Below are 22,642 nucleotides of genomic sequence, written 5' to 3'. Positions count from 1 at the left end.
ACGTTAGGTCGTCTCTGCGCGGTTGCGGATGAGCTTCACGTCGACGCCGGCGAGTGAATCGCCGTGTGTCTCGGCGTTGTGCGCGTGCGCGGCGTGATGCAGACCGAAGACCGAGTCCATGCCGGCGCGCAGGCCCTGAAGGTCCTCGGCCTGGTTCACGGCCTTCTTGGTGAGGGCGAGCCCGAGGCGGGGCATGCCGCTCATGCGCCGCGCGATCTCGAGGGTGCGAGTCTCGAGATCCTCTGCTGGCACGACGTGGTTGACCATGCCGAGTTCGTAGGCGCGCTGGGCGGGCATCCGATCGCCGGTGTAGAGCATTTCCTTGGCGGCCCGCGGATTCGTCACCCAGGGGTGTGCGAAGTACTCGACGCCCGGAATGCCCATCTGTACGACGGGATCCTGGAAGAAAGCGTTGTCGGCGGCGACGATGAAGTCGCAGGACCAGGCGAGCATGAGGCCACCGGCGATGCAGGCGCCCTGCACCATCGCGATCATAGGTTTGGGAATCTCGCGCCAGCGCCGGCACATGCCAAGGTAGACCTCGGACTCGCGCGCGAAGCGGGAGTCGACTCCGGATGCGCCGACGTGGTCCCACCAGATCACGGCCTTGCGCTCAAAGCTCTGGTCGACGTCGCGGCCCGGGGAACCGATGTCGTGACCGGCGCAGAAGTTCTTGCCGTTGCCAGCCAGTACGATTACGGCGACCTGATCATCGTTGGTGGCCTTGATGAAGGCGGCGTCGAGGGCGTAGGTCACGGCAGAGTTCTGCGCGTTTCCGTATTTCGGTCGGTTCAGGCGCACAAACGCTACGCTGTCGCGGACCTCGTATGTAACGACGGGCTCGTGTTCGGCAGACATCCCGAGCTCCTCTCTGAACTCGTTGTGGGTGATGATCGGGAGGACCCGAATATTACCCAAACAATCGCTTGGTTTCTTGCTACTATACGGGAAGCACCGATCGATGGCCACAGCCAGATCAGCGAGGAGACGAAGACGTGAGCCTAACCACTTCAGCGGCAGACGAACAGCTCCGGGCGGATGTCCGGGGATGGCTCGAGAGCAACCTGTCCGGCCGTTTTGCGAGCCTGCGTGGCCTCGGCGGCTCGGGCAAAGAGCACGAGGCCTTCGAGGAGCGCCTCGAGTGGAATCGACACCTCGCCGCACACGGCTGGAGTTGCGTCGGCTGGCCTGAAGAGTTCGGCGGGCGCGGGCTGAGCCTCGCCCAGCAAGTGATCTTTCACGAGGAATACGCGAAGTCGGGTGCGCCCGGGCGCGTGAACCACCTCGGTGAAGAGTTGCTCGGCCCCACGCTGATTGCGCTCGGCACCCCCGAGCAGCAGGCCCGCTTCCTACCCGGGATCGTCGCGGTGGAGGAACTCTGGTGTCAGGGGTACTCCGAGCCCGGCGCCGGATCCGACCTGGCTGCGGTGTCGACCCGGGCCGTGCTCGACGGGGGCGAGTGGGTGATCAACGGCCAGAAGGTGTGGACCTCGCTGGCTCAGCACGCCGACTGGTGCTTCGTTCTTGCCCGCACGGGTGAGGGCGAGCGCAAGCATGACGGGTTGTCGTACCTCCTGGTGCCGATGCGTCAGCCCGGCGTCGAGGTGCGACCGATCATCCAGCTCACCGGCACGAGCGAATTCAACGAGGTCTTCTTCGACGATGCGAAGACCGACGGCGACTGCGTCGTCGGTGAGGTCGGCCGTGGCTGGTCGGTCGCGATGGCGACACTCGGCTTTGAGCGCGGCGTCTCCACACTGGCCCAGCAGATCGGCTTCCGACGGGAGCTCGATGGCATCATCGAGCAGGCACGAGCGAACGGGGCACTGGCTGATCCGGTGCTGCGTGATCGGATCGTGCAGGCACACCAGGGCCTCGAGGTGATTCGGTTGCACGCCCTGCGCACCCTCGGCGGCGAGCAGGGCTACGACGCCTCGGTCACCAAGCTGCTCTGGGCCGGCTGGCATCGCTCGCTCGGTGAGCTTGCACTGGATGTCGTCGGCCCGGCTGGGCTGACCGTGGGTGCGGACTACGCGCTCACGGACGAACAAGCACTCTTTCTCTTCAGTCGCTCCGACACCATTTACGGCGGATCCGACGAGATCCAACGCAACGTCATCGCCGAGCGCGTGCTCGGCCTACCCCGAGAGGCACGCCCATGATTCCCCGCCCCACCCCCGACTACGTTCCCGCCCACGGCCTGCTTGCCGGCCGCCGCATCGTCATCACCGCTGCCGCGGGGGCGGGGATCGGATCGGCGACGGCGCTGCGCTGCCTCGAGGAAGGCGCAGCGCTCGTCGTGATCGGCGATACCCACCCGGCCCGGCTGCAGGCCGCGCATGAGGAACTCGCCGGGAAGTTCGGCGCCGATCGTGTGCGCTCGGCGGTCTGTGATGTCACGAACGAAGACCAGGTACAGGCGCTGCTCGACGTCGCCGAAGCCGAGGGGCCGATCGACGTCATGATCAACAACGCCGGACTCGGCGGCACCGCGTCGATCCTCGACATGACTGACGATGAGTGGCAGCGCGTGCAGGACATCACGCTCACCGGCACATTCCGCTGCGTGCGCGCCGTCGGTCGCCGCATGGTTGCGGCTGGGACCGCCGGTGTCATCGTGAACAACGCCTCCGTGATCGGCTGGCGTGCGCAGGCCGGGCAAGCACACTACGCGGCGGCGAAGGCCGGAGTGATGGCGCTTACCCGCTCGGCCGCTGTCGACCTGGCCGAGCACGGCATCCGAGTGAATGCCGTCTCGCCGAGCCTGGCCATGCACCCCTTCCTTGAAAAGGTGACCACCCCCGAGCTGCTCCAGGAGCTGAAGTCGCGCGAGGCCTTCGGGCGCGCGGCAGAGCCGTGGGAAATCGCCAATGTCATGGTTTTCCTCGCCAGCGACTACTCCTCATACATGACCGGAGAAGTCGTCTCGGTGAGTAGCCAGCACGCCTAAACCCCACCCGTCTGACCCAAGCCAATGGAGGCCCCATGACGACCGCATACATCGTTGACGCTGTTCGAAGCCCTGTGGGAAAGCGGGGCGGCAGCCTTTCGGGCATCCACTCGGCCGACCTCGGAGCCCACTCGCTCACGGCACTCGTCGAGCGCACCGGGGTGGACCCGGGCGCAATCGACGATGTGATTCTGGGCTGCACCGACACCATCGGGTCGCAATCGGGCAATATCGCCCGGTCGGCTCTTCTCGTGGCGGGCTTCCCCGAACACGTGCCCGGCGTCACGATCGACCGCCAGTGCGGCTCGAGCCAGCAAGCTGTGCACTTTGCGGCGCAAGCCGTGATGTCGGGGACGAATGACCTCGTCATCGCTGGAGGCGTGCAGAATATGTCGGCCATCCCGATCTCCTCGGCGATGCTCCTGGGTCAGCAATTTGGTTTCTCGACGCCGTTCGCCGAGTCGCCGGGATGGCGGGAGCGCTTCGGCGACCAGGAGGTTTCGCAGTTCCACGCCGCCGAGATGATCGCCGAGAAGTGGGGCCTCAGCCGCGAGGCCATGGAACAATTCGCGCTCGAGAGTCATCAGCGAGCAATTGCGGCCACGGACGCCGGCTATTTCGCCGCTGAGATCGCACCGCTGAACGGGCTGACCTTCGACGAGGGCCCGCGGCGCGGCACCAGCCTCGAGCGCATGGCAGCGCTTCCGACTCTCTCAGAGGGGGGCCGCACCACGGCCGCGGTCGCCTCGCAGATCAGCGACGCGTCGAGCGCGGTGCTCATCGCCTCCGAGCGCGCGCTCACCGAACACGGGCTCACCCCGCGCGCTCGAATTCACCACCTCTCGGTGCGCGGTGCGGATCCCGTATGGATGCTCACGGCACCGATCCCGGCGACGGCGTATGCACTCGAGCGTTCGGGTTTGTCGATCGATGACATCGACCTGTTTGAAGTGAACGAGGCGTTCGCCGCCGTCGTGCTTGCCTGGATGCAGGAGACGGGCGTTGAGCGGGATCGCGTGAACGTGAACGGTGGCGGCATCGCGCTCGGCCATCCGATCGGCGCCACCGGCACCCGTCTCATGACCACCATGCTCAACGAGCTGGAACGTCGCGGCGGCCGCTATGCCTTGCAGACGATGTGCGAGGGCGGGGGACTCGCCAACGTCACCATCATCGAGCGGCTCGGTTAGGTCCACGACGTAAAATGGCCCGGGCCGATCGCCCGGGCCTTTCGTTGTGCCCTAATGCACCAGCAGTGCGGCTGCGGCCGTGAGGTAGCCCGCAGCCTCGCGCACCGTGCGGGTGATCAGCTCGTCGCAGCTCGGCAGATCATCGATCAAGCCGACCACCTGGCCGGCGGCGAGCATACCCGCCTGGGTGTCACCGTCGACGAGGCCGGCTTTGAGTAGCATCGGTGTGTTCGCAGCGAGCGCCATCTGCGCGAGACTGCGCCCCGAGGCCTGCTTCATGGCTGCGCCGTCACGCACGAACTCGGGCCACGACAGTCCCGAGAGTTTCTTGAACTCAAGCGAGCGGCGCGCGGTCGACAGGAGGTGCTTGACGCCGCTTTGCTGCTCAAGCTCGGTGATGAACTCGGTGCGGAGCAGGCGGTGGGGCATACCGTCCGCCTTCGTCGTGACGACGGTGCCCGCAAGATCGGCCTCGAGGTAGCGACGCTTGATCTCGTCGGGCACGGCGCTGTCGCTCGTGAGGAGGAAGCGGGTGCCCATGCCGATGCCGACGGCACCCGAGGCGAGCGCGGAGGCCAGTCCGCGGCCGTCGTAGAAGCCACCCGCCGCGATCACAGGAATGTCGACGGCGGAAACGACCGAGGGGATGAGGATGCTGGTGGGGATGGCACCCGTGTGGCCGCCACCCTCGCCCCCCTGAATCATCACCGCGTCGGCGCCCCAGGCCGCAACTTTCTCGGCGTGGCGCACCGCCCCGATCGATGGAATCACGACAATGCCGTGCTCCTTGAGCTTCTCAATCAGTTCGCGCTTCGGTGCCAGCGCGAATGACGCCACCTTGACACCCTTGCGAATGAGGAGTTCGGCGCGCGCCGACGCGTCGCCCGCATCCGCACGCAGATTCACGCCGAAGGGACGATCGGTGCGTTCGAGCACCTCCTCGATCGACCGCTCAAGCTCCTCGATCGTCATGGTGGCGGAGGCGAGGAAGCCGAGGCCGCCGGCGTTCGCGGTCGCCGAGACGAGGCGGGCACCGGAAACCCAGCCCATTCCTGTCTGCACGATGGGGTGATCCACACCGGTGAGTTCGGTGAGTCGGGTGCGGATGACTTGGGGAATGCTCACGGCGTGGGGACCTCTCGTTCGCGAAGGGTGCGGGGATCAATAGTCTCTCGGATCAAACGGAGCTCTTCGAGGCTCGGGATGCGGGTCTCGGGGATGTCGTTCGGTATGGCCAGCGCAAACCCGGTGGCCGTCTGTACCTCGCTCAGGGTAACCGTCGGATGCAGACTGACGATGCGCATGGTGCCGCCCGGCCCGCCCAGATCAAACACGCCGAGGTTTGTGATGATGCGGCCGAGCTGGTGGAACCGGAAGGTGCCGCGGTCGGTGCCGACACCGGTCACGACGTCGACGCGCTCGACGAAGACACGGGGTGCGTGCCGGGCCACCCAATAGCTCGTCGGGTGGTTCACGGTGTTCGTCGCTGCGGCGCGCGCCCCGAGGAGTTGACGGGTCGGCTGCTCGCGGGGGCCGATGGCCGAGAGATTCTGGTTGCCGTGCCGGTCGATCTGAGCGGCGCCCATGATGACGTGGCGGCGACCGCTCGCAATCAGGTCGAAGAGCGCGCGGTAGGGCAGGTAGCCTTCGGGCTCCCGGAATGGCTCGTCGATGGCGGGAGTATCGGCGAAGAGCGTGGCTTCGCCATCGCTGAGCAGAAGCTCGGGAGAATGCGTGAGACGGGCGAGGCGGGCGCCGATGCCGGGGATGATGCCGATCGGACTCGCCAGGATCTCACCGCTGCCGAAAAACAGGTCACCACAGGCGGTTGCGGCGATTTCCGCGCGGGATGCGGCGCTCATGCGCCGAGATCCGCTCGTGCGCCGAGCCCGCGGGCGAAAGCCTGCCACGCCGCGTCGGAGTGTGCGGTGTTGGCATACTCTCGCTGCGCACCCTCGTCGCGACCATAGTCAGGAAGACAACTCGTGAATCCGGCGCCACCGGGGGCATGGACGACGTGGTCGACCATGGTGCGGTTGAGCAGAAGGGTGCGCACGGACTCACGCTCGGTGAGTTCCGCGGTCGGCATGATCTGCTCGGCGCTGACGATTGTGGTGCGTGCAGCGAGGGCGAACAGGTCATCGAAGTAGGGATCGGGTCCGAGGCACTGTGCGTTTCCGCGCGCGTCGGCCCGATTCAGGTGCACGAGCGCAAGATCGAGCGGGATCGCGGGCATCGCGAGCAATTCCTCGCCGTCGGCGTACGGCGATGTGATGGTGCGTAGCCGGGGGTTCATTGTGACGGCATCCGAGCCGAGCCCCGCGCGCGTCACCTCGAACGGCAGCCGGTGGCCCGCGGCACGCAGGCCCGACACCAACATGGCCTCATCGAGTTCGTCGTTCACGATGCGCCCCGCCTGCCGTGCCGCAGCGAAATGCGGATCGACGGCGATGGAGTCGAGCGAGACGAAGGCGTGCACGATCGTGCGTGCCTGACCGGTGCGACACAGCACTCCGACATCGGGGCCGCCGAAGCTCACGATCGTGAGGTTCTTCGCCCCGGAACGCACGACTTCGCCGAGGAGAGCAAGGGGTTTGCGGCGCGAACCCCAGCCACCGATCCCGATCGTCATTCCGTCGGTGATCAGGCCGGCGACGTCGGCGAGCTCCCGAAGCTTGCCGGTCACGTTGTCAGTTTCTCGCCGGTCGTCACGAATGCATCGCGGTGTTCGTCGGCGACGCCCGCGAGATTGAGCTCGAAGGTGAAGCCCTGCTCGAAGCGGTAGCTGCGGTTCACGTCGATCGGATCGATGCCGTTGAGTGCTTCCTTGGCGGCACGGATGACGCGCGGATCCTTCGCCGCGATCTCGGCGGCGAACGCGAGTGCGGTCTCGTCGAGTTGGTCACGCGGCACCACGGCCTGCACTGAGCCGAAGGATTCCAGCCTCGTTGCGGTGATCGTGCGGCTCGTGTAGTACATCGCCCGGAGTTGGTGTGCGGGAACGAGACGGGAGAGGTGGGTGGCGGCGCCGAGCGCCCCACGGTCGACTTCGGGCACACCGAAGTAGGCATCGTCAGACGCAATGATGACGTCACTGTTGCCGACCAGTCCGACGCCGCCACCGACACAGAAGCCGTTGACGGCGGAGATGACGGGGACCTTGCACTCGTAGATGGCCTTGAAGGCCTCGTAGCAGCCGCGGTTCGCTGCGATGAGAGCGGTGTGGCCGTTCGTCTTCTGCATTTCCTTGATATCGACGCCCGCATTGAATCCGCGACCCTCGGCGCGCAGGATCACCACGCGGGTCTCGGGGTCAGCGCTTGCTTCGTTCATCGCGTCGGCGATGGCGAACCAGGCTGCGGTGGGCAGCGCATTGACCGGAGGGTAGTTCATCGTGACGATGCGAATGCCCTGGCCGTGGACGGTGGAGGTGATGCTCACGGTGACCTGCTTTCAGTCTGCAGCACCAGCGCTGCAGTCGTGTAGCCAAACTAGCAGTTGCTTGGTAATCTGGGAAGTGCTGCGACACTGTCAGTGATGACCCGCCCGCAGCGAGGTTGGCGGAGCTCCCGCCCACGTACTCGAGGAAGAGGACACGAGCATGGCTGGAATTCTTGAAGGACGGGTCGCTATTGTGACCGGGGCCGGGCGAGGCCTGGGCCGCGAACACGCGCTCGAGCTGGCGCGACACGGCGCGAAGGTCGTCGTGAATGACCTCGGCACCTCGCTCGACGGAGACGGCGTTTCGCACGGGCCGGCGGCCGAGGTTGTCGAGATCATTCGGGCCGCGGGTGGCGAGGCCGTCGCAAACGGCGCCGACATTGCCAATTTCGCTCAAGCACGGGGTCTCATCGATCAGGCGATCGCCGAGTTTGGCCGACTCGACATCCTGGTGAATAACGCGGGCTTTGTGCGTGACCGCATGCTCGTGAATGCGGAAGAGGACGAATGGAACGCGGTGCTGCGTGTGCATCTGGGTGGCCACTTTGCGACCCTGCGGCACGCCGCAGCGTACTGGCGCGCTGAGGCGAAGGAGGGCCGCCAGCCCGATGCCCGCGTCATCAACACCTCCTCCGGTGCCGGGCTGCAGGGCAGCGTCGGCCAGGCCGCGTACTCCGCGGCAAAGGGCGGCATCGCCTCGCTCACGCTGGTCGCGGCACAGGAGCTCGGGCGCTACGGCGTGACCGTGAACGCGATCGCGCCCTCGGCACGCACCCGCATGACCGAGGGCCCCTTCTCGACTGCGATGGCCGCCCCCGAAGAGGGCTTCGACCGCATGAACCCGGCCAATGTCTCGCCGATCGTGGCCTGGCTGGCGAGCCCGGAGGCGAGCGACGTGACCGGGCGCGTGATCGAGATCGAGGGGGGCCGCGTCTGCGTCGAGGAGGGGTGGCGGCATGGGCCCTCGCGCGACCTCGGTCGACGCTGGGACGTGGCAGAGGTGGGCGGCCACGTGCGCGAGTTGCTCGCAGAAGCAGCCGTTCCCGAAGCGGTGTACGGCGCATGATCGCAGGGGAGTGGGCCGGGCGCAGTCTCGGTGAACGCAGCGTCGCATACGACAATCGCGACGTGATCCTGTATGCGCTCGCGGTCGGTGCGACACGCGACGACCTCGATCTCGTCTTCGAGGATCGGCTGCGCGTGCTGCCGACCTTCGGGCTGACGCTCGCCCAGTGGGCGCCCGACGTGCTCTCCGACGCGGGAGCGTTCGACCATCGCTCGGTGCACGGCTCACAGGTGCTCGATGTGCAGGCGCCGATGCCGCGCGAGGGCGAGATCCTGCTCGCGGCTCGGGTCGGGAATGTCTGGGACAAGGGCACCGCTGCCGTGTTCGAAGTGGTCGTCGAGAGCGACTACTTCACTGCGACCTGGGCGATCTTCGCCCCCGGCGCCGGCGGCTACGGCGGGGAGCGCGGGCCGCGGGCCGCATCCGCCGAACGGGCCGGTGAACCGCGGCGACTCTCGCTGCAGACCGTGCCGACTCAGGCCGCGCTGTACCGGCTGACGGGTGACCGCCACCACATTCACATTGACCCCGAAGCTTCGGCGCTCATCGGCCAGCCCATCCCCATTCTTCAGGGACTCTGCACGATCTCGGCGACCACGCTACCGATCGCCGCAGCGCTCGGGGCGCACCCGGCGGATCTGACACACCTTGCCGGCCGTTTTGCCGGACCAGTCGTTCCCGGCGACACGCTTGACGTCGATCTCTGGGAGGGCGGCGCGTTCGAGGCGAAGCACGGGGACGACATTGTGATTTCTGCAGGAGAGGTGGTATTCGAATGAGTGAAAAGATTTTGGTCGTCGGCGGCACAGGGATGATCGGCAGCCACATTGCCGAGCGGCTCGCCGCCCGTGGTGACCAGGTGACGGTCATGAGTCGGGGGTCTGCATCCGATCGGGATCCGGCGATGATCGCGGGACTACCGCGGATTTCCGGCGACTACACCTCGGCCGAGTTCCCCACCGCGCAGCTCGACGGCTTTGACTCTGTCGTCTTCTCGGCGGGCAACGATATTCGCCACGTGGCCGAGGGCGACGACGACGCCGAATTCTGGCGGACTGTACAGACCGAGGGGGTGCCGGCCTTCGCCGCCCGGGTCAAGCAAGCCGGCGTCGGCCGTTTCGTGCAGATCGGCAGCTACTACCATCAGCTGCACCCCGAGTGGGCGGCGACGAATCCGTATGTCGCCGCGCGCAAGGGGGGCGATGACGGGGCTCGGGAACTTGCCGGCGACGGATTCGTTCCGATCACGATTAACCCGCCGTCGATCGTCGGGGTCATCCCGGAACGGGCGCCTCGACACTTGCGCAAGATGCTGGCTTGGGTGCGTGGTGAACTGGAAGCTCCCGAGCTGTTCGGGCCGAAAGGCGGAACGAACTACATGTCGGTTCGCTCGCTCGCCGAGGCTGTGGAGGGCGCGCTCGCACGCGGTGAGGCGGGCCGCGCCTACCTTGTCGGTGACGCAAACCTGCGCTACCACGAGTACTTCCAGCTGGTCGCGGATGCGGCGGGAAGTAATCGGGTGATTGACGAGCGCGACGAACCGCATCCCTTCCAGCCCGATCGGTTCATCGTGCAGGGGCGCGGGAACGCGATCGCCTACGAGCCTGACGCCGCCGAAACCGCGCTGCTCGGCTACCAGCGCGGCGACGTGCAGCGGGCGATTGAAGAGCTCGTCATGCTCGCGTCGAAGTGATTTGAGGTTGCAGTCACCGGCTCCGAACTCGAGCCGCACTGCGACCTCTGAACCCCTCGATGACGAAGACGACGCAACTTCTGTGTGAAAGTGGTTATGCACGCTAGTGGGCTAGACCTGGATACGTCGGGACCCAGCCGTTTGGCCGGGTCCCTCATCTGCCGGGCGCAAAGGAGCAATCATGGCGACGAAGGAAAATGAGCACGGCCTGCCGGGTGCGGCCGACGAACCCATCCTGCTTGAGATCAGCGACGGCCTCGCCCGAATCACGCTGAACCGGCCGGCAAAATTGAACGCCTTCGACGTGCCTATGGCCAACGCGTGGGCCGACGTCGTCACGGAGGCCGTTCGGCATCCCGACGTGCGGGCGATCCTCATTGCGGGCAACGGCCGCGCTTTTTGCGCCGGGGGTGACGTGCAATCGATTGCGAGTATGCCTGATGGCGGGGCCGGGGTCACCTTTCTCGCCGAGCGCATCAATGTGGGAGCCCGGGCGCTCCTCGAATCCGCGATCCCTGTTGTGCTTGCGGCCCAGGGGGCCACGGCCGGTGGCGGCCTCGGGATCCTGCTGAGCAGTGACTACGTGGTCCTCGGTGAGCGATCTCGGGTCGGCAGTCGCTACGCGAACATCGGCCTCACACCTGACCTCGCGGTCACAGCGCTGCTGGCCGCAGCGGTGGGCGAGCGCCGTGCGTTGCAACTCGTGCTCCAGGACCGTCTCCTCTCCGCGCAGGAGGCACAGGAATGGGGGCTCGCCGCCGAAGTGGTGCCCGACGAGAGTGTGGCAGAGCGCGCAGAGGCGATCGCGCGGTCGTGGATCGACGGTGCAGCCGGCGCCTACGGGCAGGCGAAGCGGCTGATCCGCTCGCGACCCGAGCGCTCGCTGGCCGAGCAACTTGCAGAGGAGGCACGCACAATCGGTGCCGCTTTCGAGGGGCCTGAGGCGGCCGAACGGATTGCCGCGTTCCTGGGGGGTGCCCGTGCGACTTGACTCCATGCCTCTGCTCGGAATCACCGTCCACAACTTTGACGCCGAGGTGGAACGCTACACCGCCCTCTTCGGGGTGACGTTCCACGTGTTCCGCGCGGGGATCGACTACGAGCTGCGTTACGCCGCCGACCCGGGGACGGACACGTCGCCCCCGCTTTCGGACGGCCTCCGTATCGCGGTGGACACCTCGGACCGCTTCGAACTTGTTGAGCTGCCCGGCGCCCCCGAAGGATTCCGCAATGTGCATTTCCGGGTCGATGACATCGACGCCGCAACCGCACACTTCCGCCAGTTGGGCCTCGTGCTCGCGCAGGAAATCTGGGCGGGTACCGCCCGGGAGGTCGTGTTCGACGCGAGCAGTCTCAACGGGATTCGACTGTGCCTGCTGCAGTTCGAGGGTGAATCATTTGCCGAGGCGCTTGCCGCCTCACCGCGGTCCTGACCGGGGGCGGCGACGGAGCGCCCGAGCTTCGTGCCGAGCATTCAGCGTGCCGTGGCCGCGGCGCTTGACTGAGTTCCGAAATACACCCTATGGTGTAACTACCAAGCAAAGATTTGGTTGGTCTTGTGGAAAAAAAACCAATGGAGGTTTGTCACATGAAGTCTTGGACACAGATCCTGACTCTCGTAACTTGTGCATCGTTACTCGCCGGCGTCGCCGGATGCAGCTCAAATCCGGCGGCAGGTGATGGGTCAAAGACCCAGGTCTTCGAAAAATCAGAGCCGATCATCATCGGCCTGGATGAGGACAGCACCGGCCCGGGTGCCGCATACATGACCATCACGGGTGCAACCATCCGGATGGCCGTTGATGAAATCAACGCCGACGGCGGCGTGCTCGGCCAGGAACTCAAGCTTGTTGTCGGAAACGACGAGTCTGACCCGACCAAGACGCCGACTGTTCTGCGCAAGCTCGTCGATGACGGTGCAAAGGCAGTCTTCATTGCGACCGGTGGTGGCTCTGCGCTGCAGGCAAAATCGGTCATGAAGCAGGCCGGCGTTTTGGCAATCGCGCCCATCACGATCACCTCGTCGGTGGGCCTGCCGCCGGACAACGAGTTCATGTACACCCTGGCGAACAGCCTCGACGACTTCGCCGCGGTCTACTGTGGCGCGTTCAAGGCCGAGGGCTACAAGACCCTCGGAATGATCTCCGACACCACGCCGGCTGTCGACGCAATCTCATCCGGGCTGGTACCGGGACTCGAGAAGTGCATCGACGTCGTTGCCGACGAAAAGGCTCCTTTGGATGCCGCAGACTTGAGCGCTCAGGTTGCGCGAATCAAGAAGGCTGACCCGGATGTCGTCCTGGTCATGAGCGTCGGTGGCAACTTCGAGGTACTCGCTCACAACACCCTCGCTCCTCAGCTGCCGGGTGTGAAGCGTTTCTCGCTGGCCTCAATCGGCAACCAGCCTGACACCTGGAAGCTCGCCCAGCCGGGCGTTCTCGCCGATGTCGTCTACATGGGCTCAATCGACCCCGCGAACCCCCGTACGGCTGCGCTCGATGCAAAGCTGAAGAAGGCACACGGCGATAGCTACCGTCTGACGGCGTATGACGCCCAGGCTTACGACGCCGTGCACCTGCTGAAGGCTGCGATTGAGGCGGCCGGAGGCGCAACGGACTCTGCGGCGATCAAGAAGGCCTATGAGAACCTCAGCGGTTATGAGACCACATTCGGTCAGGACGGTCTGACCGTTTCCTACTCGGCCGATAAGCACATCGGTGCTGACGCACTGTGCGGACTCGTTCTCTCAACCTTTGACGAGAAGAATGAGCCCATCGGCGCATGGCCGAACTTCCAGGTTAGCTGCGCGGAATAGAACATGGGAGACGTACAGCTGTGGCTGTCAGCCCTTGAGATCGGCGCATTCTTCGGCCTGATCGCACTGGGGTATCAGCTAGCCCTCATCGGTGCGGGGTTCTTCAACTTTGCAATTGGCCCCTACGCGATGACTGCGGCGCTTTCCACTACCTGGTTTGTGATCGAATTCGATTGGCCAATCTGGCTTGCGGCGATCGTTGGACTGGTCATCGCAATGCTGTTGAGTGGGCTCACTGAGCTGCTCGTGGTGCGACCGGTTCAGAAGCGTTCCGGCAAGGGGGAGCTCCCCGCTCTCGTGGCAGTCACAGCTGTGCTCTTCATCGTTCAGCAGGGCGCGGGAACGGTCTTCGACCGCCGCGCCCTGCCGGGCCAGCAACTCGTCGCGATGGGGCCTTGGCAATTCGGTGAGGTGCACGTTACCGGCACCTCGGTCATGCTCATCTCTGCCACCGCACTCATTTTCATCGCCGTTTCGCTCTGGATGCAGCTGACCAGCACAGGCCGGCTTCTGAGAGCAGTGGGAGACAACCGCGATGCCGCGACATTGCTCGGATTGCCCGTGCGCAGAATTCGGCTCATCGCCTTCCTGCTTGCCGGAGCGATCGCCGGCATCGCTGGCATCCTTTACGCACCCAAGAGCGGCATCGTGTTCACCTCGGGCCTCGGCTGGAGCCTCGTCGGCTTCATCGCGCTGGTGATCGGTGGCACGGGGCGCACCTGGGCTCCGCTCGTCGGCGGCCTGGTCTTGGGCATTATTCAGGTGTTTGCGCCCTACTACTTCGGAAACCTGGGCCCGACAACCATGGTGTTGCTCATTACCCTCGTCTTCTTCGCCTTCCGCCCGCAGGGCATTTTTGTTGCAAAGGTACGCACATGAGCCCGACACGTATCGACTACACGGCGCGACCCGCGGCCGGTCAGTTCAAGAGGTTTTTGGTTCCCGCGGGTGCGGTGCTCGTAGCCGGGTTGCTGCTCACCTGGGCAAGCGGCAGCGGCTACCGCCAGGATCTCATCGTCATGGTGGCTGTCTACGCACTCATCGCGCTCGGCATGTACGTGCCGTTCGTCCTCGCCGGATCAATGTCAATGGCATATGGGGCGTACGCGGCGGTCGGCGGATACTCGCTCGCCATCATCCTCACGAAAACAGATCTTCCCGCGATTGTGGGCTGGATCGTGGGACCGATCATTGCGGCGATCATCGCCGTTGTTCTCGGCTTGCTCACCCGCAGGCTCAGCGGCTTCTTCTTAGCCGCCGCCACCTTGCTGTTCAGCATGGCGTTCGAGCCGTGGCTGATTGAGGCACGGGATCTGACTGGTGGATCGGTCGGCATCGGCGGAATCCCACTGATCAACATTTTCGGCTGGTCGCCCCCGCGACTGATGCAGGTTGCCGGAGCGCTGCTGCTCTTGATCGTCGCAACGCTGCTGGTCGAACGCATCCGCAAGGGAAGCTGGGGTGTGACGGCTCGCGCAATGCGCGACGTTCCCGCGGCTGTGGAGGCCATGGGTGTTCGCACCGCGACGCTGACCACCGTTGCCCAGGCCGTGGGTGCCCTCGTTGCCGCGCTCGGCGGAGCAGTCTTCGTCACCTTCATGATGAGCATCACTCCCGAAACATTCACTCTCCACATTGTCTTCCTTGCGCTCTTCATGCCGATCATCGGCGGACAGGTCAGTGCCTGGGGGGCTGCAATTGGCGCGATGATCGTCGTGCAGTTGACTCTCAACATGCCCGGCTTTGGTGCATCCGGTCAGCTGATCCTCGCCATCGCCGTGCTGCTCATCCTGCTGATCGCCCCGGGTGGCGTCATCGGATACGTGCAGAAACTCGTTCAATTCGTGGGGAACAAACGGAAGGCGGTTCAGCACCATGCAGAATGACGCATTGCTTGAAGCCACCGGAATCTCCAAGTCGTACGGCGGAATCCAAGCCCTGCAAGACGTGAGTATTCGCGTCGGAGCGGGCGAAATCCTGGGCCTTGTGGGGCCAAATGGCGCCGGCAAGACCACCCTGGTCGACATGATCACGGGGCATCAGATCATGGATCGCGGCACCTTGAAGCTTCGCGGCGAGCCGCTCAGCGGACTCCCCGCGGTTCGAGCGCGACGCGGGCTGGGGCGTACGTTCCAGCATCCGCAGCTGGCGCTGGAGCTCACCGTCGAGGAAAACCTTCTCGTCGGAGCAGCGGCCTATCGGTTCAAGAGCGCCTGGCGGATGGCCCTCGGTGTGATCACCGATGGGATCATGCATCGCAAGCAGGAACTCGACGCGGTTCGAGAGGTCGCCCGAGAGCTGGGCGTGCCCGACCTGAACGAACTCACTGCGAATCTTTCCCTGGGGGAGCAGCGTCTGACCGAAGTTGCCCGTGCACTCGTGCAGAACCCCACGGTCATGCTTCTCGATGAACCGTTTGCCGGCGCTGACGCGCACTCGATCGAGGGCATCGTCGAGGCCATTCAGAAGGTGCGGGCGCGCGGACACGGAGTCGTGTTGGTTGACCACAACGTCGACCTCTTGACGTCGTTGGCCGATCGGGTGGTTCTTCTCGCCCAGGGCAAGGTGGTGTTCGAAGGCACTCCGGCGCAGTGTCTTGCGAGCGAAGAGATGCAACAGGTGTATTTCGGCGTGGGAGGCGAAGCATGAGCGATCTAAGAATTGAAAACCTCTCGGTGCGCTACGGAAAGGCAACAGCGGTTGAGAAGGTCTCTCTGACGGTTCCAGCCGGATCGGTGACGGCGGTCGTGGGGCCAAACGGAGCCGGGAAGTCAAGCATGGCCCTCGGGATCTACGGGTCGACGGACGCGCAAGGCACGATCAAGCTCGGTGAGACCGATCTCAGCCAGATGGCGCCGATTTCTCGTGCACGCGCGGGAATGGCGCTTGTCCCGCAGGGCAGGCAGCTGTTTCCTCGTCTGACCGTACGAGAGAACTTGCAGGTGCTCGCTGAAATCTTGAAGCTCTCGTCGGCAGACGTTGATCTGGCGCTTGACCGGTTTCCGATCCTGCGTGAGCGGGAATCACGGCTCGCCGGGGTGCTCTCCGGTGGGGAGCAGCAGATGCTCGTCGTGAGTCGGGCACTCATGGGCAAGCCGAAAGTACTCATTCTCGACGAAATGATGACGGGCCTCGCCCCCAAGATCGTGGCGGAACTACTCGACACGATCATCCAATGTGCCCGTGATGGCGCTGCCGTGCTCATTCTCGATCCCGCGCTCGGACCGCTCAAGCGCGGAGTAGATCGGGGCTATGTGCTCTTGCGTGCGCAACTGGGTGCAGTGCATCAGGGCCCGGTCGCGCTCGACGCGGCCTATCAGCAGGCAATGGGTGTTATCCACGAGGAAGTTGTAGCCGAATGAACACGATCTTGCAGGCAGAACCAGAGACCGCGGCGCGCTATCACGCGCTCGGCTTGTGGGGCACGCTCGGCGTCGCCGACTACGTCCGACGCAACGCAGAGAACTTTCCGGAGTGTGATGCGATCATCACAGAGCACGCACGGGTGAGCTGGGCCGACTACGACCGCGAAGTTGATCGGATCGCCGGAATTCTGGGAACCATCCTCGACCGCAACGAGCGGTTCGGGGTGTACCTGCCCGACTGCCCTGAGTTTCACTACGCACTGTGTGCGGCCGAGCGCAGCGGAACGATTGCGGTCGGCGCCGGTGCGCGCTCCGATAAGGCGGAGCTGCTGTACCTGCTGACGAAGTCTGACGCCCGGGTGCTCGTGATGCGCGCGGAGCACCGCGGCGAGTCAGCTCAATCGATCGCACAGTCGCTCAGTGACGGTGGTCACGCCCTCGAGACCTTGATCCTCTGCGGTGCCGGCGGCGAGGTGCGCGTTGTGCAGTGGCAGCACGGCGAGTTCAGCGAGGTCACTATCGAACCTGCCCCGGCCGAGGTGCTTGCGGCGCGGGCATTTTCACCCGACGAGGTTTCGATGTTGAACTCAACGTCGGGAACCACGGGGCGCCCCAAGCTGGTCACACAGACGGCCAACCGCTGGATCAATTTCACTCAGATCGCCATCGAAGACGGCGAATTCACCGACCGTGACGTGATCCTCGGCGCCGTTCCCGGACCCTTTGGATTCGGTCTGTGGACCGCGCACTACGCTCCGGCGATGCTCGGCGTTCCGGTTGTCTTGATGGAATCATTCAGCGTGCAGCGCATGATCGATTTCATCGAGGATGAGCGGGTCACGGTGCTGGCCTGCGTGAGCACTCAGTTCAAGATGATGCTCGACGCGCCGGAACTCGCGACGGCCGACGTGCAGTCGCTCCGTGTCATGTACACCGGTGGAGAGGCTGTGCCGTACGAGCGGGCACGCGAGTTTGAAGAGCGTGTCGATGCGCGGGTCCTACAGTTCTACGGCTCGAATGAGGGGGGCGCTGTGACGAACACCACCCTGCGTGATACTGCCGAGCAGAGACTGCGCACGGCGGGCAGAGTATCGCCCGGCGCGACGATTCGGCTGCTCGATTCGGCTGGGAACGACGTGACCGAGACCGGAGGACCCGGTCAGCCCGCCGTCACCGGTCCGTCGACGACCTACGGGTATTTCAACGACGACGCCGCAAACGCGGAACTCTTCAAAAACGGGCAGCTGCTGATGCCCGATATCGTCACGGTTGATGCCGACGGTTACTACAAGATTGTGGGTCGCACGAGCGACCTCATCATTCGGGGCGGCAAGAACATCTCTGCGGTGGAAGTCGAAGAGGCCGTGGAGGGCCATCCGGAAATCATCATGGCCGCCGCAGTACCGGTGCCCGACGAGCTGTTCGGCGAGCGAATCGGCGTCGCTGTCAAACTGGCCGCTGACTCTCCTCTGGCGCTTGAGCAACTCGTTGAATACTTGGTCAGCGTGGGCTGCTCGAAGTCGCTGCTTCCCGAGCGCATGCTCGTCGTCGACGATCTGCCGCTGGCACCCGGCGGCAAGATCGCAAAGGGGAAGGTGAAGGAACTCTTCACCGTTGGATCCCGCTGACCAGTCACCAGGACGAACAAAGGAACTGACGTGGAAGCAATCATCGAGGGTCTCGCTTTTCCCGAAGGCATCCGTTGGCGTGCGGGGGCACTGTACTTTTCGGACGTGCACTCCCATCAGGTCTTGAGATGGCAGGGCGGTCGGCTGGAGGTGCTCGCGCACATTCCCGAGAAGCCGTCGGGTTTGGGCTTTCTGAATGATGACACCCTGTTGGTCGCCTCGCAGCACGATCGCGCGATCTATCGAATCGATCTCACCAAGCCGGGCAGTGCTCCTGTGCTCCACGCTGATCTCTCGGCCGTTGCATCCTGGCATCTCAATGACATGATCACTGACTCGCGTGGGCGAGCATATGTGGGCAACTACGGGAGTGGCGCTTTACCGGGGGAGGCCCTCGCGCCGGCAACGCTCGCGCTCGTCAGCACCGACGGAGTCGTGACCCCTGTCGCGGATAATCTGTGGTTCCCCAACGGCATGGCGTTTACGTCGGATGAACGGACACTTATCGTGGCCGAGACCCGGAGCGAACCGGGAAGATTGACCGCGTTCGCGGTCGCCGAGGATGGGTCGCTGGGCGAGCGACGCGAGCTCTGTGTTTTCGACGGCGAGTGGCCGGACGGCATCGCGATTGATCGCAACAACGATATTTGGGTGGCATCACCATTCAGTGACGAGGTGCTCAGGGTGAATCTTGCGGGCCAGATCGTGGAGCGTGTCGCGGTACCCGCACCCTATGCCGTCGCAGTCGGCGGTGAGTCAGGCCGGGACCTCTTTGTTGCCTCCGCTGAAACCTGGGTTCCCGAAGATGCTGCACGATTGCGCTCCGGTCGGATCTTCCGCCTCGAGCACGCGGTACGGTAATCGCGACCAGCCCTGATTTGGGGGTGGCCTCCGTCCCGTAGGTCCCCCCTCGCCCGCTGGTCAACCCAGCTCGTCGCTCGACCCCTCGCGCCGGTCGAGCCTGTCGTGACCCTGTCAGCGCGTGCGGCGGCTCTCTCTCCCTCCCGTCGGTCGAGCCTGTCGAGACCCTGTCACCGCGTGCGGCGGCTCTCTCCCTTCCGTTGGTCGAGCGTGTCGAGACCCTGGTTTTGCGTGCGGCGGCTCTCTCCCTCCCGTCGGTCGAGCGTGTCGAGACCCTGGTTTTGCGTGCTCGGGTCGTGGTGGCGGGATCTCGACAGGCTCGATCGGCGGGGTGGTGTCGATCAGCGGTGTGTTGCTCGAGTTCAGGTCGGCGGGGTCGGTCTCCCTCCCGTCGGTCGAGCGTGTCGTGACCCTGGTTTTGCGTGCTCGGGTCGTGGTGGCGGGATCTCGACAGGCTCGATCGGCGGGGTGGTGTCGATCGGCGGGGTGTTGCTCGAGTTCAGGTCGGCGGGGTCGGTCTCGCTCCCGTTGGTCGAGCGTGTCGAGACCCTGGTTTTGCGTGCTCGGGTCGTGGTGGCGGGATCTCGACAGGCTCGATCAGCGGGGTTGTGTCGATTAGCGGGGTGGTGTCAACCAGCGGGGTGGTGCCCGACCAGCGGGGTGGTGTCGATCAACGGATGTGCTGGTCGGTCTGCGATCGGGGCCGAGTCCGAGCAGCCCATAACCGCACCCGTGCCCAGAAGATTTGGAGAATTGCCATATCGAATGTACTGTATGCAATATTCAATATGACGATGGAGCGATTGAATGATGGATCGACACAATCGACTTCTGACAACGTTCCCCACAGCTTTGTTGCTTGAACCGAAATCAGATTCATCCGCCGCCCTGCGTCGCTGAATCCTCCCGAGGCATTGCGAGTCGACTATGGGTTTCACCGTCTTCGAGAACGGCGTATTCCACACGCTGGTTGCGGGAGCGAGCGCTCCGCACGGTCCGACCTCGCTGGTCGTTTCGGGTGAATCTATCGCCTTCATGGGGTCAAGCGCGGAGTGCCGGGATCTGACCGGAGGACGGCACGAGACCATCGATCTGGGCGGCGCCCACGTGGTGCCCGGCTTCGCTGACAGTCATCTGCACACCGCCCAACTCGCCCTGCAGTCCACCGAACTCAACCTCTCGAGTGCGATATCGCTCGAGCAGGCGCTGGCTCTTGTCACGGAGCACATCGCACGGCGGAACACGCCGTCGAGCTCGGCGCTGAACGACTCTGCTGGCGATTGGGTGTTCGGCGGTCGCTGGAACAACCGGGTCTGGGCAGACACCGAAGTCCCGACGCGCTGGCAGCTCGACACCGTCACCGGCGGCATCCCGGTGGCCCTGCACCACGGTGATCTGCACACCTACTGGGTCAACTCGGCAGCGCTGTCCCGCATGGGCATCACCCGCGACACCCCCGACCCCGTCGGCGGCAGCATCGTACGAGACGCGGACGGTGAACCGACCGGCATCCTCGGCGAGGCCGCGGCGTTCGCCGCCGAACGCTTCTTCGCCCCACTCACCAGCACCGACCTCGACGCCACCATCGAGCACACCCTGCAGGGCCTGCTCGCGCACGGCATCACCACCATTCATGACATCGACGGCACGGATGCGCACCGCGCGTTTCGCACGCTGCACACCGCCGGTCGCCTCCCGCTGCGCGTGCAGAAGCTCATGCCGGTGGCCGAACTCGACGCCCTGCTGGATGCGGGCATCAGGTCGGGGGACGGCGACAGCATGCTGCGCTATGGCGCGGTCAAGATCTTCGGCGACGGGTCGCTCTCGTCGCACACCTGTCTGCTCCACGAGGCCTACCCGGCGCAACCCGACAACACGGGCATCGCGGTGACCCCGCCCGAACTGCTCGACAGCCTGGTCGAACGGTGCAACGCCGCCGGGCTGGCTGCGGCCGTGCACGCCATTGGCGACGGCGCCGTGAGCAATGCGCTCTCCGCCCTCGAGCGCGTCAGCGGCCCAGGAGCCTCGCGCAGCATTCTGCCGAACCGGATCGAACATGTGCAGCACATCGCGCCATCGGATGTCGCTCGTCTCGGCGCTCTACCCGTCGTCGCTTGCATGCAGCCCGCATCGTGCACCTCCGACATCGACATGGTCGACCAGATTCTGTGGGGACGCGACCTGGGCTCCTACGCCTGGCGCAGCATCCTCGACGCCGGCGGCACACTCGCCTTCAGCTCGGATGCGCCAGTCGAGAGCACGAACCCGTTCACCGGAATCTTCGCGGCCGTAACCCGCCAACGCCCCGGGGGCTACCCGACGGGTGGCTGGCAACCCGAGCAGCGAGCGAGTCGGGCCGAAGCCTTCGCCGCCTACACGAGCGGGCCGGCCGTCGCCTCGGCCGAGAGCCGCATCAAAGGCCGCCTGGCTCCTGGCTTCCTGGCCGACTTCGCCGTGCTGGACCGCGACCCATTCAGCGTCGACGACACGGCGCTGCTCGATACCACGATTGCGTTGACCGTCGTCGGCGGAATCGTGCGTTGGGCACGGTAGCCCCCCAAAAACTTTACCTCCGCAGTATCGCAATATTTCGTATCCGCACCACACGAAGTGTCCGCTCGTCACGTTCAATCAAAGGAGATTAACCATGAAGAACGCTCCATTCCGCCTCACGGCCCTCGCGGTCGTCGCACTCGGTTCACTGCTGCTCACCGGATGCGGCGGCCAATCGCTTGCGGGCGCGGCCGACGCCGGCGCCCCGGCCGCCGCCGTCAAAAACACGATCCCGTCGGGTGACTTGGCCGGATCGGTGTTGAAGGGCATCACCCAGAACGCCGACTTCGCCGCCCGCGTTCCGGCAAACATCAAGACCAACGGCCTCAAGGTCGCCACGGCCGATGGCTACCCGCCCATGGAGATGTTCGACACCGATGGTAAAACCATGGTCGGCGTCGACATGTCACTCGTGCGTGCCATCGCCGACTCGTGGGGCGTCAAGGTTGAGATCATCAACTCCGATGTGAACTCGATGATGCCCGGCGTCGCCTCTGGCCGTTTCGACGTTCTCGCCTCGGGTTTCAATGACACCGAGGTGCGCCGTGAGAAGGCATCCTTCGTCGACTACGCCCGGTCCTCGGGAGCAATCATCGTGGCTAAGGGCAACCCTGAGGGGATCACGGCGCCGACCGACCTCTGCGGTCACACCATGGCCGTGCTCGACAACGGCTACTATATGCAGCTCACCACCACCTTCAGCGAAGACTGCGTCGCTGCGGGCCAGGCTCCCATTGAGATTCTCGGATTCGCCAACGATCCCGAGGCGCTGCTGCAGCTGCAGAGCGGTCGCGCGCAGGCCGGCATGAACGACTACCCGGTCGGAGTCTTCCGTGCCAAGGAGGCCGGCGGCGCGATTGAAGCCATCGAAATCCCCGGCAACTCCCTCTTCGGCATCGCCGTCGACCCGAAGAACACCGAGCTCATCACGCTCATCCAGGACACGGTGAACCAGCTCATCGCCGACGGTGACTACGACAAGATCCTGGCTGCATGGGACCTCAGCGGCATGGCTGTCACCGAGGCCACGGTCAACCAGGGCAAATAACCGCCCCCTTCTGCGCTCTAAAACAGGGCACG

22 protein-coding genes are annotated in these 22,642 nt (G+C 64.9%); 17 read left to right on the top strand and 5 right to left on the bottom strand.

Annotation, left to right across the window (positions count from 1 at the left end; all coding sequences use genetic code 11):
- Positions 1-3: 3 nt before the first annotated feature.
- Positions 4-858, bottom strand: coding sequence for an enoyl-CoA hydratase (locus HNR05_RS11095; RefSeq protein WP_179579066.1), 855 nt, complete (start codon positions 856-858; stop codon positions 4-6).
- Positions 859-995: 137 nt separating this feature from the next.
- Between HNR05_RS11095 and HNR05_RS11090 the strand changes: the two genes are divergently transcribed.
- From HNR05_RS11090 to HNR05_RS11080, 3 genes are read left to right on the top strand one after another with little or no spacing between them, the layout of a single operon-like run.
- Entirely contained in the window at positions 996-2,162 is a 1,167-nt protein-coding gene (locus HNR05_RS11090; RefSeq protein WP_179579065.1) for an acyl-CoA dehydrogenase family protein, read from the top strand.
- Entirely contained in the window at positions 2,159-2,950 is a 792-nt protein-coding gene (locus HNR05_RS11085) for an SDR family oxidoreductase (protein ID WP_179579064.1), read from the top strand. The genes HNR05_RS11090 and HNR05_RS11085 overlap by 4 nt, the downstream gene beginning before the upstream one ends.
- 35 nt (positions 2,951-2,985) lie before the next feature.
- A complete protein-coding gene (locus HNR05_RS11080; protein ID WP_179579063.1) occupies positions 2,986-4,140 on the top strand; it encodes an acetyl-CoA C-acetyltransferase in 1,155 nt (384 codons plus the stop codon).
- Positions 4,141-4,191: 51 nt separating this feature from the next.
- Here HNR05_RS11080 and HNR05_RS11075 read toward each other — a convergent pair whose 3' ends face one another.
- Genes HNR05_RS11075 through HNR05_RS11060 form a run of 4 tightly spaced genes read right to left on the bottom strand, consistent with a single transcriptional unit; the run spans position 4,192 to position 7,581 of the window.
- A complete protein-coding gene (locus HNR05_RS11075; protein WP_343062557.1) occupies positions 4,192-5,265 on the bottom strand; it encodes an NAD(P)H-dependent flavin oxidoreductase in 1,074 nt (357 codons plus the stop codon).
- Positions 5,262-6,002 carry a CoA-transferase subunit beta gene (locus HNR05_RS11070; RefSeq protein ID WP_179579062.1) on the bottom strand — a complete coding sequence of 247 codons (741 nt, stop codon included), beginning with the start codon at positions 6,000-6,002 and terminating at the stop codon, positions 5,262-5,264. Before HNR05_RS11070 ends, HNR05_RS11075 begins: the two co-directional genes overlap by 4 nt.
- Positions 5,999-6,826, bottom strand: coding sequence for a CoA transferase subunit A (locus HNR05_RS11065; protein ID WP_179579061.1), 828 nt, complete (start codon positions 6,824-6,826; stop codon positions 5,999-6,001). The genes HNR05_RS11070 and HNR05_RS11065 overlap by 4 nt, the downstream gene beginning before the upstream one ends.
- Positions 6,823-7,581: an enoyl-CoA hydratase family protein gene (locus HNR05_RS11060; RefSeq protein WP_179579060.1), complete on the bottom strand. Its 759-nt coding sequence runs from the start codon at positions 7,579-7,581 to the stop codon at positions 6,823-6,825. Before HNR05_RS11060 ends, HNR05_RS11065 begins: the two co-directional genes overlap by 4 nt.
- Positions 7,582-7,741: 160 nt before the next feature.
- Here HNR05_RS11060 and HNR05_RS11055 point away from each other — a divergent pair, with 160 nt between their 5' ends.
- From HNR05_RS11055 to HNR05_RS10990, 14 genes are all read left to right on the top strand, one after another.
- Complete coding sequence (locus tag HNR05_RS11055) at positions 7,742-8,647, top strand: SDR family oxidoreductase (protein ID WP_179579059.1); 906 nt, start codon at positions 7,742-7,744, stop codon at positions 8,645-8,647.
- Positions 8,644-9,426 (top strand): MaoC/PaaZ C-terminal domain-containing protein, encoded by a 783-nt coding sequence (locus HNR05_RS11050; RefSeq protein ID WP_179579058.1) that lies wholly within the window; start codon positions 8,644-8,646, stop codon positions 9,424-9,426. The genes HNR05_RS11055 and HNR05_RS11050 overlap by 4 nt, the downstream gene beginning before the upstream one ends.
- A complete protein-coding gene (locus HNR05_RS11045; protein WP_179579057.1) occupies positions 9,423-10,340 on the top strand; it encodes an NAD-dependent epimerase/dehydratase family protein in 918 nt (305 codons plus the stop codon). Before HNR05_RS11050 ends, HNR05_RS11045 begins: the two co-directional genes overlap by 4 nt.
- 181 nt (positions 10,341-10,521) lie before the next feature.
- On the top strand, positions 10,522-11,331 hold the full coding sequence (locus tag HNR05_RS11040) for an enoyl-CoA hydratase/isomerase family protein (RefSeq protein ID WP_179579056.1): 810 nt from the start codon (positions 10,522-10,524) through the stop codon (positions 11,329-11,331).
- A 4-nt stretch (positions 11,332-11,335) separates the two neighbouring features.
- Positions 11,336-11,773, top strand: coding sequence for a VOC family protein (locus tag HNR05_RS11035; protein ID WP_179579055.1), 438 nt, complete (start codon positions 11,336-11,338; stop codon positions 11,771-11,773).
- Positions 11,774-11,928: 155 nt separating this feature from the next.
- Positions 11,929-13,155, top strand: coding sequence for an ABC transporter substrate-binding protein (locus tag HNR05_RS11030; RefSeq protein ID WP_179579054.1), 1,227 nt, complete (start codon positions 11,929-11,931; stop codon positions 13,153-13,155).
- Positions 13,156-13,158: 3 nt separating this feature from the next.
- Positions 13,159-14,034: a branched-chain amino acid ABC transporter permease gene (locus HNR05_RS11025; RefSeq protein WP_179579053.1), complete on the top strand. Its 876-nt coding sequence runs from the start codon at positions 13,159-13,161 to the stop codon at positions 14,032-14,034.
- Positions 14,031-15,041, top strand: coding sequence for a branched-chain amino acid ABC transporter permease (locus HNR05_RS11020; protein WP_179579052.1), 1,011 nt, complete (start codon positions 14,031-14,033; stop codon positions 15,039-15,041). The genes HNR05_RS11025 and HNR05_RS11020 overlap by 4 nt, the downstream gene beginning before the upstream one ends.
- A complete protein-coding gene (locus HNR05_RS11015) occupies positions 15,031-15,804 on the top strand; it encodes an ABC transporter ATP-binding protein (protein WP_179579051.1) in 774 nt (257 codons plus the stop codon). Before HNR05_RS11020 ends, HNR05_RS11015 begins: the two co-directional genes overlap by 11 nt.
- Complete coding sequence (locus tag HNR05_RS11010; protein WP_179579050.1) at positions 15,801-16,517, top strand: ATP-binding cassette domain-containing protein; 717 nt, start codon at positions 15,801-15,803, stop codon at positions 16,515-16,517. Before HNR05_RS11015 ends, HNR05_RS11010 begins: the two co-directional genes overlap by 4 nt.
- The gene (locus HNR05_RS11005) at positions 16,514-18,148 is read left to right on the top strand and encodes a class I adenylate-forming enzyme family protein (protein ID WP_218868872.1); all 1,635 of its coding nucleotides are present in this window, start codon (positions 16,514-16,516) and stop codon (positions 18,146-18,148) included. The genes HNR05_RS11010 and HNR05_RS11005 overlap by 4 nt, the downstream gene beginning before the upstream one ends.
- Before the next feature lie 30 nt (positions 18,149-18,178).
- Positions 18,179-19,009, top strand: coding sequence for an SMP-30/gluconolactonase/LRE family protein (locus HNR05_RS11000; RefSeq protein WP_179579049.1), 831 nt, complete (start codon positions 18,179-18,181; stop codon positions 19,007-19,009).
- Positions 19,010-19,936: 927 nt separating this feature from the next.
- Positions 19,937-21,562 (top strand): amidohydrolase, encoded by a 1,626-nt coding sequence (locus HNR05_RS10995; RefSeq protein ID WP_179579048.1) that lies wholly within the window; start codon positions 19,937-19,939, stop codon positions 21,560-21,562.
- A 94-nt stretch (positions 21,563-21,656) separates the two neighbouring features.
- Entirely contained in the window at positions 21,657-22,610 is a 954-nt protein-coding gene (locus tag HNR05_RS10990; RefSeq protein WP_179579047.1) for an ABC transporter substrate-binding protein, read from the top strand.
- The last annotated feature ends 32 nt before the right edge of the window (positions 22,611-22,642 follow it).

The organism is Leifsonia psychrotolerans (genome assembly GCF_013410665.1).
GTDB lineage: Bacteria > Actinomycetota > Actinomycetes > Actinomycetales > Microbacteriaceae > Cryobacterium > Cryobacterium psychrotolerans_A.
The sequence above is the reverse complement of the archived record's forward strand: the minus strand, read 5'-3'. Positions and strand labels throughout refer to the sequence as shown.